At 71.7% G+C, this 12,639-nt stretch carries 13 protein-coding genes; 6 read left to right on the top strand and 7 right to left on the bottom strand.

Going from position 1 to position 12,639, the window contains the following annotated elements; genetic code table 11:
• The first annotated feature begins 68 nt into the window (after nt 1-68).
• On the top strand, nt 69-1,190 hold the full coding sequence (locus ACZ7MF_RS14140) for an FAD-dependent oxidoreductase (protein ID WP_471476984.1): 1,122 nt from the start codon (nt 69-71) through the stop codon (nt 1,188-1,190).
• An 87-nt stretch (nt 1,191-1,277) separates the two neighbouring features.
• Here the strand turns inward: ACZ7MF_RS14140 and ACZ7MF_RS14135 are convergent, their stop codons facing one another.
• Nucleotides 1,278-3,038 carry a lysyl oxidase family protein gene (locus ACZ7MF_RS14135; protein ID WP_471476982.1) on the bottom strand — a complete coding sequence of 587 codons (1,761 nt, stop codon included), beginning with the start codon at nt 3,036-3,038 and terminating at the stop codon, nt 1,278-1,280.
• A 173-nt stretch (nt 3,039-3,211) separates the two neighbouring features.
• Here ACZ7MF_RS14135 and ACZ7MF_RS14130 point away from each other — a divergent pair, with 173 nt between their 5' ends.
• Complete coding sequence (locus ACZ7MF_RS14130) at nt 3,212-3,646, top strand: VOC family protein (RefSeq protein WP_471476980.1); 435 nt, start codon at nt 3,212-3,214, stop codon at nt 3,644-3,646.
• Nucleotides 3,647-3,700: 54 nt separating this feature from the next.
• On the opposite strand, the gene ACZ7MF_RS14125 is transcribed toward ACZ7MF_RS14130, so the two are convergent.
• The 3 genes from ACZ7MF_RS14125 to ACZ7MF_RS14115 form a co-directional block, all read right to left on the bottom strand.
• Nucleotides 3,701-4,210, bottom strand: coding sequence for a 2'-5' RNA ligase family protein (locus ACZ7MF_RS14125; protein ID WP_471476978.1), 510 nt, complete (start codon nt 4,208-4,210; stop codon nt 3,701-3,703).
• Between the two features lie 45 nt (nt 4,211-4,255).
• A complete protein-coding gene (locus tag ACZ7MF_RS14120; protein WP_471476976.1) occupies nt 4,256-5,188 on the bottom strand; it encodes an aldo/keto reductase in 933 nt (310 codons plus the stop codon).
• A gap of 66 nt (nt 5,189-5,254) precedes the next feature.
• Entirely contained in the window at nt 5,255-6,112 is an 858-nt protein-coding gene (locus tag ACZ7MF_RS14115) for an aldo/keto reductase (protein ID WP_471476974.1), read from the bottom strand.
• Between the two features lie 261 nt (nt 6,113-6,373).
• On the opposite strand from ACZ7MF_RS14115, the gene ACZ7MF_RS14110 reads away from it, so the two are divergent.
• Nucleotides 6,374-7,096 (top strand): VOC family protein, encoded by a 723-nt coding sequence (locus ACZ7MF_RS14110; RefSeq protein ID WP_471476972.1) that lies wholly within the window; start codon nt 6,374-6,376, stop codon nt 7,094-7,096.
• A gap of 69 nt (nt 7,097-7,165) precedes the next feature.
• Here ACZ7MF_RS14110 and ACZ7MF_RS14105 read toward each other — a convergent pair whose 3' ends face one another.
• The gene (locus ACZ7MF_RS14105; protein ID WP_471476970.1) at nt 7,166-7,723 is read right to left on the bottom strand and encodes a GNAT family N-acetyltransferase; all 558 of its coding nucleotides are present in this window, start codon (nt 7,721-7,723) and stop codon (nt 7,166-7,168) included.
• Nucleotides 7,724-7,774: 51 nt separating this feature from the next.
• Between ACZ7MF_RS14105 and ACZ7MF_RS14100 the strand changes: the two genes are divergently transcribed.
• On the top strand, nt 7,775-8,371 hold the full coding sequence (locus ACZ7MF_RS14100) for a TetR/AcrR family transcriptional regulator (protein ID WP_471476968.1): 597 nt from the start codon (nt 7,775-7,777) through the stop codon (nt 8,369-8,371).
• A gap of 1 nt (nt 8,372) precedes the next feature.
• Here the strand turns inward: ACZ7MF_RS14100 and ACZ7MF_RS14095 are convergent, their stop codons facing one another.
• Nucleotides 8,373-9,857 (bottom strand): alpha/beta hydrolase, encoded by a 1,485-nt coding sequence (locus ACZ7MF_RS14095; protein WP_471476966.1) that lies wholly within the window; start codon nt 9,855-9,857, stop codon nt 8,373-8,375.
• Nucleotides 9,858-10,049: 192 nt separating this feature from the next.
• Here ACZ7MF_RS14095 and ACZ7MF_RS14090 point away from each other — a divergent pair, with 192 nt between their 5' ends.
• Nucleotides 10,050-11,246 carry a sensor histidine kinase gene (locus ACZ7MF_RS14090; protein ID WP_471476964.1) on the top strand — a complete coding sequence of 399 codons (1,197 nt, stop codon included), beginning with the start codon at nt 10,050-10,052 and terminating at the stop codon, nt 11,244-11,246.
• Complete coding sequence (locus tag ACZ7MF_RS14085) at nt 11,247-12,002, top strand: response regulator transcription factor (protein ID WP_471476962.1); 756 nt, start codon at nt 11,247-11,249, stop codon at nt 12,000-12,002.
• Here the strand turns inward: ACZ7MF_RS14085 and ACZ7MF_RS14080 are convergent.
• The gene (locus ACZ7MF_RS14080) at nt 11,974-12,594 is read right to left on the bottom strand and encodes a TetR/AcrR family transcriptional regulator (protein WP_471476960.1); all 621 of its coding nucleotides are present in this window, start codon (nt 12,592-12,594) and stop codon (nt 11,974-11,976) included. The genes ACZ7MF_RS14085 and ACZ7MF_RS14080 overlap by 29 nt on opposite strands.
• Between the last annotated feature and the right edge of the window lie 45 nt (nt 12,595-12,639).

Raw genomic sequence — 12,639 nt, 5'->3', positions numbered from 1 at the left:
CAGCTGGCACCTTTCGAGAGGTGGCCGTCCGGAGAAGAACCGGACGGCCCGATCCCGAAGGAGTCAGCATGCACACCCCTGTCACGATCATCGGCGCCGGGCTCGGCGGACTCACACTGGCCCGCGTCCTGCACCTCCACGCGATCCCGGTCACCGTCTACGAAGCCGACTCCTCCCCTTCGGCGCGCGCCCAGGGCGGGCTGCTGGACATCCACGACTACAACGGGCAGCTCGCGGTCGAGGCGGCCGGTCTGACGGACGAGTTCCAGGCCATTGTTCTCGAGGGCCGCCAGGCCATGCGGGTCCTCGACCAGGACGGCACCGTCCGGCTCGACCAGGCCGACGACGGAACCGGCGGACGCCCGGAGGTGCAGCGCGGCGACCTGCGACAGATACTGCTCGACTCGCTCCCGGCCGGCACCGTGCGGTGGGGACACAAGGTCAGCCGCACCCGTTCCCTCGGCGACGGACGCCACGAGGTGACGTTCGCCGACGGTGGCACCGTCGTCACCCGCCTGCTCGTCGGGGCGGACGGCGCGTGGTCACGTGTCCGGCCGCTGCTGTCCTCCGCCACACCCGAGTACGTCGGCAAGTCGGTGGTTGAGACCTACCTGTTCGACGCCGGTGTCCGCCACCCGGTGGCCGCGAAGACGGTCGGCGGGGGGATGCTGATCGCTCCCGCACCGGGCCAGGAGATCTTCGCCCACCGGGAGAAGGACGACACCCTGCACGCCTACGTGGGGCTGTCCCGGCCGCTGGACTGGTTCACCGGGATCGACTTCACCGACGGCGCCGCGGCAACCGCCCGCATCGCCCGGGAATTCGACGGCTGGGCGACGGAGCTCACCGCGCTGATCACCGACAGCGATGTCGCGCCGGCCCTGCGCGCCCTCTACGCTCTGCCGACCGGACACCGGTGGGAGCGGGTGCCGGGGGTGACCCTGCTGGGCGATGCGGCCCACCTCACCGCTCCCAACGGCGAGGGCGCCAACCTCGCGATGCTCGACGGGGCGGAACTGGGCACGGCCCTTGCCGCGCACCCGGGCGACGTCGAGGCAGCGCTGGCCGAGTACGAGCGGGCCATGTTCCCCCGCAGCGCCGAGGCGGCGAGCGACGACATGGTCGCCATGGACTCCCCGGACAACACGGCCCAGGGCCTGGTCGACCTCATCACCCAGAACGGCATGTGAGTCGCCGGGTTCGGTCCGAAGAGCCGACGGCCACCGCGGGTGGCCGTCGGCTCTTCGGACCGGGGCGCTGACGCCCCTGGGGTCAGGTCAGTTCGCGTTCACCAGGTCGTGCGCCGGTACGGTCACGGTCCGGGCGTCCGGCTTGCCGCCGAGCACGATCTTCCGCAGCGCGCTGTTGTTGTCGAGGTCGGTCTCCTTGAGCCGCTTCTCGGGGTTGGCCAGTACCTGGATGTAGTACGTGCCGTTGGGCACGTCCGTGATGTCGAAGGACTGGCCCGGCAGGTCCTGGGAGTAGGTGTCGCCGGAGCCGACGTCGAGCACCTCGCGGACGGAGATGGAGTTCTCCTCACCGCAGGCGGTGGAGAGATCGGTGTTGAACGGGTGCCAGTTGGCGTTCTTCACCGTGTAGTCGATCGCGTCGGTGTTGGCCAGGCAGAAGGCCTCCTTGCCGCTGCGCACGGCCTCCTTCTTGTCCGCCTTCAGCAGCCGGTAGCTGGCGAAGTCGGTGAAGTGCCAGTGCACGTGCCCCGGACGCGGGTCCCATTCCATGGTGCCGGTCGGGGCGTAGCCGACCTGCTTGCCCTTGGCGTCGTAGAAGTACTGGTAGGCGTCCATCTTGGCCTTGCCGGGCGACCGGAAGCCGTCCACCACCAGTTGGGCCGGACCGGCGTTCCACACGTTGGCGCTGAAGGCCAGGTAGTCCTTGCCGGGGACGTCCTTCTCCCCGTCGGTGACGACGATGCCGTAGGCCGGCAGCGAGCGCAGATCGGGCTTGGGGACGTCCGGGACGGAGGCCTTGCCGGCGGGTCGCTCCGCCAGCGGCTGGAGTGCCGGGGCCTTGCGCGAGCCGTCGGTCTGGCCTCCCTTGTCGCCGACCGGCGCGGAGCGCGCGGCCTGCTGCTGCTTCTTCAGCGCCCACGGCAGGGCGGGCGGCGCCGCCTTGAGCGGCCCGTGGCCCACGTTGTACGAGGCGCCCGCCCCGCTCGTGACGGGCGCGGCGGCCTGGGCGGGGGTCGGGGCGTGCCCCGGCCCGTGGCCCGCGTGTGCGGCCGGAGGCTGGCGGGTGGCTCCGTGACCGGCGTGCTCGCCCGCCGTCGCGGACCGGGACGCGGCCGCCCCGGCGGCACCCTGGTCGTCCTCGTAACTCCGTTCCACCACGGTCACCTTGACGGTGGCGGGCTTGTCCGCGATCCCGAACAGGTCGCGGTACTTCTTGGCGACCCCGACCTTGGCGGTGTAGGTTCCGGCCGCCAGTGCGACCGGCTCGGTGTAGGAACCCGCGTAGGTGTTGGCCGCCCAGCCCTGCTCGACGCCCCACACCGAACCGAGGGTGAAGGGGTTGGTGGGGCAGCTCTCCGGATACTTGGAGGTGGCGGGTGCGTCGGGGCGTACCCGGCCGCTGGCGTTGTTCGGGCAGAAGTCCTCGGTCCGGCTGAGGACCTTCTTGCCCGCCTTGTCGGTGACCGTGATCTCCGCGAAGCCGGGCAGTCCGGAGAAGTCCTTCACCGTGCCTTTGGGCAGCGTCTTGGCCTTGGCCCTGCCGCCCTCGTACACGGTCTGGGTGATGGTCACCGGGTCCTTGTAGGACTTCCGGGTCACCTTCAGCTCCAGCGGCCTGCCCTCGGCGGTGAGGTAGGTGCCGAGGTCGAGGTAGACGCCCGGGTCCTCCTTCCAGGAGGTGAGCGTGAGTGAGGTGGTCGCGGCGATCAGGCTCAGCTTGGGCCCCGTCGCAGCTTTCGCCGGCTCCGCGGTGGCGGCCACGAGTCCGGCGGTCACGGCCATGGCGGCGACCGCCGTGGTGCCTGTGAGCAGTGGACGCCGCAGCCGGGTGGTGCGCGTTCTGGTCATCGATCCCTCGTCCTTCAGGTGCTGGGGGGTGCGGTGGGAAGGAAGCAGGCGGGCACTGGCTGTGCCCGCGCTGTGAGAGGGAGCGGTCGGATGCCCGGTTGTCCAGGAGGTGGTAACCGGCTGGAGGTTGGCCGGATCGCAGCGCTTTCCAAGTGCCCTGCTAGGGTGCGCGGATGTCATCGATCAGGCAGGTACAGGTCACCTTCGACTGCGCCGAACCCGAGCGAGTCGCCCGCTTCTGGTGTGAGGTGCTGGGGTACGTCGCACCGTCGCCGCCCGAGGGGTTCAGCACGTGGGACGACTACAACGCCTCCCTGCCTCCCGAGGACCGGGACACCTGGTTCGCGTGCAGTGACCCCTCCGGTGTGGGCCCGCGGCTGTTCTTCCAGCGCGTTCCCGAAGGCAAGGTGGTCAAGAACCGGGTCCACCTCGACGTGCGGGTGGGGACCGGCCTCGTGGGTGAGGAGCGTCTCACCACGCTCGAGGCCGAGTGCACGCGGCTGGTCGCGCTCGGCGCGGTGCGCGAGCGCGTCCTGCTCGCCGACGAGGAGAACGAGTCGTGCATCGTGATGCAGGACGTCGAGGGCAACGAGTTCTGTCTCGACTGAGACATGTCCGCGGGCTGTTGACGCGGCTGCCGCTCGCGGTTGCCGCCTGCCGCGCTAGCGACTGAGCGGCAGTTCCGCGAGGCCCTGCCACCCGGTCTGGGCGAGGGTGACCACGTGCAAGGTGTTGACCGCCGTGGTGATCGGCAGGGCGGCGGCGGTGCGGCGGGCGATGTCGGCGGCGGCCTGCGGTGCCGCGTCCAGGGCCACGGTGACGTGCACCCGGGGGCGGGGGCCGAACCGGCCGCCGTAGGGCACCTGCGCCGGAAATGCCGTGCGAACCGCGTCGGCCACCCGGTTCAGTCCGGGCACCGGGACACCGACGAACCCGCCGGTTCGTTCGACCGTGCCCAGCACGACGGGGATCGGGCCGGCCGGCAGGACGGCCCGCAGCCGCTGCAACTCCGGCTCTCCCACCTCGTCGACGGGCAACCAGGGATAGAGCAGGGCGGCATGTGCGGGCAGGCCCGGCCGCACCGCCGACCCGTCCACCGCGGCGGCCGCCCCCAACAGCGGCTCGGCGTCCGGCAACAGCGCCAGCACCGCCGTCGTCCCCGTCCGGGCCACCTCGTTCCTCCCGCGACTCGTCATCTCCTGTGGCCGCGCCGTCGGTTACGGCACCGTGTAGCCGGCCGCCCGGAACAGTTCGTACCACTCGGGCCGGGTGAGCGGGAGGTCCGAGCCGAGCGCGGCCGCCGTGACCCGCTCCGGCGTGGTGGTGCCGAGCACGACCTGCATCCGCGCGGGGTGGCGCGTGATCCAGGCGACCGCGATGGCCTCGGCCGGCACTCCGTACTTCTCGCTCAGCCGGTCGATCACGGCGTTCAGCTCGGGGTAGCGGGGTGAGCCGAGGAACGGACCGTCGAAGAACCCGGCCTGGAAGGGCGACCACGCCTGGACGGTGATGTCGTGCAGGCGGCAGTAGTCGACGATTCCGTCGTCGCGCACGACCGACTGGTCGAGGCCCTGCATGTTCGCGGCGATGCCCTGGGCGATCATCGGCGCGTGTGTGACCGAGAGCTGGAGCTGGTTCGCGACGATCGGTTGCCGCACGTACTTGCGCAGCAGGTCGAGCTGGCGCGGCGTCTGGTTGGAGACGCCGAAGGCACGCACCTTGCCCGCCGCGGACAACTCGTCGAAGGCGCGGGCCACTTCCTCCGGTTCGACCAGCGCGTCGGGCCGGTGCAGCAGCAGGATGTCGAGGTACTCCGTGCCCAGTGCCTCGAGCGAGCCGTTCACCGACTCCACGATGTGCTCGTGGGAGAAGTCGAAGTACGGACCGTCCTTGACGATGCCGGCCTTCGTCTGGATGACGAACTGCTCGCGTTCCGAGGGGCTGAGTTTCAGGGCCTCGGCGAACCGGCGCTCGCAGCCGTGACTGCCCGTGCCGTACACGTCCGCGTGGTCGAGGAAGGTGATGCCGGCGTCGCGTGCCGTGTGCACGAGCGTGCGCACTTCGTCGTCGTTCATGTCCTGGATGCGCATCAGGCCGAGGACGACGTTGGGCACGACCATGTCGGTGCCGGGCAGGGTGAAGGTCTTCATGCGGCTCTTTCGCTGTGGCTCGGACGGATCGGGAGACGGATCGGGAGACGGATCGGCGGCGACGGATCAGGCGGACAGGAGCGCGACCTGGTCGGCGGTGAGTGCGAGGTCGGCCGCGGCGGCGGAGTCGCGGATGCTCGCGGGGCGCGAGGCTCCGGGGATCGGGATCACCACCGGCGCGAGCGCGAGCTGCCAGGCGAGCGCGACCTGGTGGACACTGGTGCCGATCTCGTCGGCGACCTGCTGGAACGCGCCGTGCCGCGCCGCCAGGTCCTTGGCGTTGGCGATACCGCCGAGCGGGCTCCACGGCAGGAACGCGATACCGAGCCCGGCGCAGTGTTCCAGTTCGGGCCGGCTGGAGCGGAACGCGGGCGAGAACTGGTTCTGCACCGACACGAGCCGGCCGCCGAGCACGTCGCGGGCCTCGTCGATCTGCGCGATGCCGGCGTTCGAGATCCCGGCCATCAGGATGACGCCCTCGTCGAGCAGTTCGCGGAGGGCACCTACCGAGTCGGCGTACGGGACGGCGGGGTCGGGGCGGTGGAACTGGTAGAGGCCGATCGCGTCGACGCCGAGCCGACGGGCGGATTCCTTGGCCGCACGCTTGAGGTACTCGGGGTCCCCGTTGCGCGTCCAGGTGCCGTCACCGGGACGCAGGTGGCCGCCCTTGGTGGCGACCAGGACGTCGGCGGCGTCCGCACCGTACTCGCGCAGCGCGCGGGCGATGAGCTCCTCGTTGTGGCCCACCTCGTTCGCGTCGCGGTGGTAGGAGTCGGCCGTGTCGATGAGAGTGACGCCGGCGTCGAGCGCGGCGTGGATGGTGGCGATCGACCGCTCCGGGTCCGGGCGCCCTTCGATCGACATCGGCATCCCGCCGAGGCCGATCGCGGAGACGGACCGGTCGCCGATGGTGCGCTGCTGCATGGCTCTCCTCGTCCTGGACGCTCTCGTGAGCGCGGGTGCCGCGCGACGAGTGCCCCGCGCTCACTCTAGGAACCACTGATCCAGAAATCCAACAGCTGTGGTTTCTTGGATTCAGAAGCACGGGATGTGGATGAGGGGGATGAGTGGTCGCACCCTCTCCCGCTCCCGCGCCGGAAACTCGGATGCGGGGGCGGCGTGGCCGCCCCTAGGCTGCGGCCACGGGACGGGCGGACCATGTCATGGATCGAGGTTGCACGGCGTATGACCAGTCAGCTGTTCGCGATCTGCTTCAACACCTCCGCGCCCCTGGACCTGGCGCGGTTCTGGTCCGGAGTCCTGGAGTGGGAGCTGTCCGCCGGTGCGGACGACGACCTCGCGATCCTGCCGCCCGACGGCGCCGGGTACCGCGTTCGGTTCCTGCCGAGCCCGGCAGCGAAGACCGGCCAGAACCGGGCGCACTTCGACCTCACGAGCGCGTCCCCGGAGGACCAGCAGGCGACGGTGGCCAGGGCGCTGCGACTGGGCGGAAAGCACATCGACGTGGGCCAGCTCCCGGAAGAGGGACACGTGGTGCTCGCCGACCCGGACGGGAACGAGTTCTGCGTCATCGAGGCGGGCAACAACTTCCTCGCCGGCACCGGCGCCGTCGGAGCGCTGGCCTGCGACGGCACACAGGAGGTCGGCTACTTCTGGAGTGCGGCGCTGCGGTGGCCGCTGGTCTGGGACCAGGACCAGGAGACCGCGATCCAGTCGCCGGCCGGCGGCACGAAGATCACCTGGGGCGGTCCTCCGGTGGCGCCGAAGTCCGGCACCAACCGGCTCCATCTCGAGCTCGCGCTGCCCGCCGACGCCGACTTCGAGGCGGAGACCGCCCGCCTGCTCTCGCTCGGCGCGACCCGCTCCGCAGCCGGTGAGGCGGCCCGCGGCCGGGCTTTCCTGCTCGACCCGGACGGCAACGAGTTCACGGTGAGACACGTCGGCTGAAGGACCGTGTGTTCGGCAGCCCACAGCGCGGGCGGGTCCGGCTTCGCGCAGTCGTCCGTCGTCGTCCGCTCACCGTGCCCGTGACCGGGCCCGCCGGTCGGCGGCCAGGATCGCCCAGACCTGCTTGTCGTAGCGCACACCCTCGTACGGCCACGCCTCGCGTCGCACTCCTTCCAGGGTCATGCCGAGTCTCTCGGCCACCGCGGCACTGCGGTCGTTGTCCGCCCGGCAGTGCCATTCGGCCCGGTGCAGCCCGCGGACCGTGAAGGCCCAGTCCAGGAGCAGGCCGCAGGCCCGCGTGATCAGGCCCCGGCCCTCGGCCGACGGCTCCAGCCAGCAGCCGATCTCGCAGTTGCCGAAGGCCGCGTCGAACTGGGTGAACATCACGCCGCCGACCAGTACCTCCTCGCTCCACAGGCCGTACAGGCGGGCACCGTCGGCGGCCTGGCGTGCGGCGTACCGCTCGAGCGTGGCCCGCGCTCCGTCCGTGTCGTCGGTGACGAAGGCGGGCCCGACCCAGGGGCGGATGTGCTCACGAGCCCGGTCCAGATGTCCCGCGAACTCCTCGGCCTGCCACGCCTCCAGCGGACCGAGTCGAGCAGCGCCACCGAGCGACACCGAGAACATGAGAGCCTCCCCGTTTGCACAACGACTGTTATGACAATGTACCGTGGCGGCATGCCACGCACCAAGGGAGATCACGAGGCCCGGCGGCGGGACGTCTCCGCGGCGGTCTGGCAGGTCATGGCCACCCGCGGTTTCGCGGGCCTGACCCTGCGTGCCGTGGCCGCGGAACTCGGCGCGACCACGGGTCTGCTCACCCACTACTTCCCCACCAAGCGCGCTCTGGTCGCCTACGCCCTCGACCTGCTCGAACAGCGCACTCTCTCCCGCCCACGCCGCGGTGGCGGGGCCGGGAGCCCGGCCACCCTCAGGGACGCCCTGCTGGACATCCTGCCGCTGACCCCCGAGGCCACGGACAGCAACCGCGTCTGGGTCTCCTCCTGGGACGCCGCGCTCTCGGACCCGGATCTGAGCACCGACTACGCCCGCAAGTACGCCGAGAGCCGGGAAAGGCTGCGCGCCCGGGTGGCCGCGGCGCAGGAACGCGGCGAACTGGCCCCGGGCGACCCCGCCCAGGTCGCGGCGGGCGCGCAGTCCTTCGTACTCGGGCTGGTGGTCCAGGCCCTGTTCGACCCGGTGACGTTCACGCCTCAGCGGCAGGTCGAGCTGCTGGACGACTACCTGGCCGCCCTGGCCGCCGGGGCGCGGTAGTTCACTCGCTCGGCCGTGCCGCGCAGGCGAGGTCCCCCGCGGGGCGTTCCCCGGTGGTGAGGAACCTGGTCGCCGCATCGTTGGCGCAGGTGTTGCGACCGTACGGATAGACACCGTGACCGCCCTGGTCGGCGGTCACCATCGTGGCCCGCCCGCCGAAGGCGCGCCGCAGTTCCCTGGCGCCCGCCAGCGGCGTGCCCGGGTCGCGTTCGTTCTGCAGCATCAGCACGTTCGACGGCCCCCTGCCGGTGATGCGCACCGGCGGTTCGGTCCGTTCCCGCGGCCAGAACGCGCAGGGGTTGATGCTCGCCGTGGAGCCGCCCAGCATGGGGTACCTGAGCCGGTCGACGGCGACACTGCGCTGGTACTCCCGGAGCGTCCCGGGCCAGCGCGAGTCGCCGCACACCACGGCGAAACGCGCGGCCATGAGGTTCTCCAGGCCCGCGGGCGGCTCCGGCAGCGGCAGCGGCCCGCCCGTGTCGACGGCCTGCCAGAACTCCGCGAGCCGGGGCATGGAGGCGTCGGCGTAGAGACTGTCGAAGGTGTGGCCGCGGAACGCGGTCCCGTCCACGCCCCGGTACGGCTTCGCGTCCAGCCGCTCCGCGAGCTCGAAGTACTTGTCGGTGACCGCTGCCCGCGTGGAGCCCAGGCCGTATTCGGGGTGGGCCACGGCGAACGCGGCGAAGTCGGGGAAGCGGTCTTCCAGCCCTAGGGCGAACAGCCGCATGGCCGTGACGTCGTAGCCGCCGGGACCCATGTTGCTGTCGAGCACGATCCGGTCACCGCGCCGCGGGAACAGCGTCGCGTAGACCGCACCGAGGTAACTGCCGTACGAGGCGCCCAGGTACGACAGCTTCGGTTCGCCCAGGGCCGTCCGGATGCGGTCCATGTCCCGTGCCGTGTTGGCGGTGGTGATGTGCGGCAGCATCCATGCCGTCCGCGAGTCGTCGCACTGGTCGGCGATCTGCCGCGCGTTCCCGGCCTCCCGCGTGACGTCGGCCGCGGTGTGCGCGTACGGCGGGAAGTTGCCGCGCCACTGCTGCTCCTGCGTCAGGTCGCAGGTCACCGGCGTGCTGCGGCCGACTCCGCGTGGGTCGAAGCCGACGATGTCGTAGGAGTCGAGCACCTCCTGCGGCAGCCCCGAGGCGGCCAGCACGGCCGGGTGGACGAGGCCCGATCCTCCCGGGCCGCCCGGGTTGGTCAGCAGGACGCCGCGGCGCTGCGACGGCTTCTCGCTCGCCAGCCGGGAGACGGCGATCTCTATCCGCCGGCCGTCCGGATCGCGGTAGTCCAGCGGGACGCGGAGTGTTGAGCACTCCAGGCGGGGCGCGGCGGCGCCCTCGGGGCACGGACCCCACTGCAGGGTGCCCGGCGCCGACGCGGTCGTCGCTGCCCTGGGCGAGTCGGCCGACGCCGGCAGCGCGGTCACCGCCGACGCGGCGACGGTGAGAGCGAGGGACAGAGCGAGGGGCACGCTTCTGCGCATGAGGTGTGTCCTCCTGTGGGGGGCCTGAGCTTGACCGGCACGTGATCGAGTCTGTTCGGCGGCGGTGGCCGGTACATCGGCCCGGCGGACCGCCTCCGTCTCCGACCTTGGGAGAGGTACCGGTTGGACCTGGGTCCAAGGCGCATCGGTCCCCGGTCTGATCCACCGGTCGCACGGTGTGGCGACAATGGCATGGTGAACACGGACGATGTGCCGCGGCTCGGGGCGTGGCAGCACGCATGGCGGCTGACGGTGGCCGCGGTCGTGAGCCTGCCGGTCTGGCTCTCCACCCTCGCGGTGACGCGGAGCGGGTCGGGCGAGCCGGGCTCCTGGCTGCTCGTCGGCGATCCGCTGGTGGCGCTGGGCTGCCTGACCGTGATCCGGTGGCGGCGGCGGTGGCCCGTCGCGGTCGCGGTGACCGTCACGGTCGCCTCGACCGTGTCGGCGCTCGCCACGGGCGCCGCGCTGTTGGCGCTGTGCTCGGTCGCCACCCGCCGCCGTCCGGCGGAGATCGGGATCGTCGTCCTGGTCTATGTGACCGCGTCACGGCTGGCCGGCGAGGTCTACGCGGTGCAGGGTTCGCCCGACTCGATGGGGTGGGTCCAGATCGTGGTGCCGGCGCTGACCGCGGGGATCGCGGTGGCCGCGGGCATGGCGGTGGGGGCACGGCGGGTCGAGGTGCGGTCCCTGCGCGAGCGGGCGGAGAGCGCGGAACGGGAGCAGAGCGCCCGGGCGGCGCAGGTACGTGCCCTGGAACGCAACCGGATCGCCCGCGAGATGCACGACGTCCTCGCTCACCGCATCTCCCTGGTGGCCATGCAGGCCGGGGTTCTCGACCACCGCGGTGACCTCCCGGCCGACGAGAACCGCGTCCTGGTCCGCGGTATCGCCGAGGGGGCCCACCAGGCACTGGAGGAGCTGCGGGAGGTGCTCGGCGTGCTCCGCGCGGACCCCGGCCGCCCGGAACCCCCGCAGCCCTCCCTCGACCGCGTTCCCGAGCTGGTGGCCGACACCCGCGCCTCGGGCCTCGACGTCAGGCTCACCAGCACCGTGACCGCGGCCCCGCCCGACGGCGTCGGACGGACCTGCTACCGGATCGTCCAGGAGGCGCTGACCAACGCCGCCAAGCACGCCCCCGGCGCGGTCGTTCGGGTCACCCTCGACGGCGCCGCGGGCGGCACGCTCGACATCGGCGTCCGCAACGGACCGGCTCCCCTGCGCCCCGCACGGCCGCCGGCCTCCGGCTTCGGCCTGCTGGGCCTCGGCGAACGCATCACCGTCGCCGGTGGCGAACTCGGCCACCGCCCCACGCCCGACGGCGGGTACCTCCTCACCGCACGGCTGCCCTGGCCGGACGGCCCCGCCCACCGCCATGAAAGGGGCGCATGAGTGGACAGCCGACACGATCCCGCTCCCGCTTCCGAGCCCGCTCCCGAGCCCGTTCCCGTACGGATCGTCATCGTCGACGACGAGCAACTGGTGCGCATGGCCCTGCGGCTGGTCATCGACGGCGAACCGGACCTGACCGTCGTTGCGGAGGCGGCCGACGGGAACGCCGCCCTCGCCGTGGTGGACGAGCAGCGGCCCGACGTGGTGCTGATGGACGTACGGATGCCGGGCCGGGACGGACTGGACACGACCCGGGAACTGCTCGCCCGGCCCGCGCCGCCACGGGTGCTGATGCTCACCACCTTCGACTCCGACGACCTCGTGCTCGGGGCGCTGCGTGCCGGTGCGCTCGGCTTCGTCCTCAAGGACACCCCTCCCCGGCGCATCCTCGACGCGGTGCGGACCGTCGCGGACGGCAATCCGGTACTGTCCCCGGCGGCCACGGCACGAGTGATCGCCGCGGCCACGGGCCCGGACTCCTCGCACAGCCGTGACCGCACCCGCGAGGCGGCGTGCGAACGGCTGTCCGCGCTGACGGAGCGGGAGTGGGAGACCGCCCGGGCCGTCGCGGACGGGCTGGGCAACCCGGAGATCGCCGAGCGGCTGCGCATCACCGTCGCGACGGTCAAGGCGCACACCGGCAGTCTGTTCGCCAAGCTGGGGGTCGAGAACCGGGTCCAGATCGCGCTCCTGGTCCGCGACGCGGGGAATTCGACCTGCCGGCGTGCTACTGATCGCCCCTCAGATATCGGGTGATCATGGCGACCAGCTCCGTCTCCAGCCTCTCGACCTGGACGGGCTGCGGGCTTGCCATGAGCTTGTGGGTGTTCATCTCCACCGTTCCCACGACGAGTTCGGCGGCCATGTCGAGGTCCCCCACCCGGACGTCCGGGTGTCGGGCGAACACCTCGCGCACCTGCCCCACCCGCACCTTGCCGTGCCGGTCGATCGCTTCGAGCAGGTCGTCGGAGACCGGTGCTTCCTCGATCATCATCCGCAGGAGTTGCGGGTCGTCGCGATGGTGGTCGATCGCGTCGCGGACCAGGGCGCGCACCGTCTCCGGCAGGCTGCCGGGGGTCATGTCCAGTTCCTCGGTGCCCGTCCAGGCGCCGCGGTCGATGTGCCGGACCAGCAACTCGGCAAGGATGGCGTCCTTGTTCGGGAAGTACTGGTACAGCGAGCCGATGGACATGCGGGCGCGTTCGGCGATCCGGTTGGTGGTGCCGGCGGCGTAGCCGTACTCGCCGAAAACCTGAGCAGCGGCCGTCAGGATGCGTTCCCGGGTGAGTTCGGCCCGCACCTGTCGAGGCCTGCGACGTGGGGTGAGTCGGCGGTCGGAGGACGGCATCCGTTGATCCTTCCGGGCGGCGAAAAGCGAGTAGCCAAAGAGCTG

It is taken from the genome of Streptomyces sp. NPDC111628, assembly GCF_055635195.1.
This window is presented reverse-complemented; position numbering and strand designations above follow the sequence as displayed.

What these genes read in the sequence shown, in the direction of transcription:
- ACZ7MF_RS14140 (WP_471476984.1), top strand. Translation starts at nt 69, where the DNA reads ATGCACACCCCTGTCACGATCATCGGCGCCGGGCTCGGCGGACTCACA.
- ACZ7MF_RS14135 (WP_471476982.1), bottom strand. Translation starts at nt 3,038, where the DNA reads ATGACCAGAACGCGCACCACCCGGCTGCGGCGTCCACTGCTCACAGGC.
- ACZ7MF_RS14130 (WP_471476980.1), top strand. Translation starts at nt 3,212, where the DNA reads ATGTCATCGATCAGGCAGGTACAGGTCACCTTCGACTGCGCCGAACCC.
- ACZ7MF_RS14120 (WP_471476976.1), bottom strand. Translation starts at nt 5,188, where the DNA reads ATGAAGACCTTCACCCTGCCCGGCACCGACATGGTCGTGCCCAACGTC.
- ACZ7MF_RS14115 (WP_471476974.1), bottom strand. Translation starts at nt 6,112, where the DNA reads ATGCAGCAGCGCACCATCGGCGACCGGTCCGTCTCCGCGATCGGCCTC.
- ACZ7MF_RS14110 (WP_471476972.1), top strand. Translation starts at nt 6,374, where the DNA reads ATGACCAGTCAGCTGTTCGCGATCTGCTTCAACACCTCCGCGCCCCTG.
- ACZ7MF_RS14105 (WP_471476970.1), bottom strand. Translation starts at nt 7,723, where the DNA reads ATGTTCTCGGTGTCGCTCGGTGGCGCTGCTCGACTCGGTCCGCTGGAG.
- ACZ7MF_RS14100 (WP_471476968.1), top strand. Translation starts at nt 7,775, where the DNA reads ATGCCACGCACCAAGGGAGATCACGAGGCCCGGCGGCGGGACGTCTCC.
- ACZ7MF_RS14095 (WP_471476966.1), bottom strand. Translation starts at nt 9,857, where the DNA reads ATGCGCAGAAGCGTGCCCCTCGCTCTGTCCCTCGCTCTCACCGTCGCC.
- ACZ7MF_RS14090 (WP_471476964.1), top strand. Translation starts at nt 10,050, where the DNA reads ATGGTGAACACGGACGATGTGCCGCGGCTCGGGGCGTGGCAGCACGCA.
- ACZ7MF_RS14080 (WP_471476960.1), bottom strand. Translation starts at nt 12,594, where the DNA reads ATGCCGTCCTCCGACCGCCGACTCACCCCACGTCGCAGGCCTCGACAG.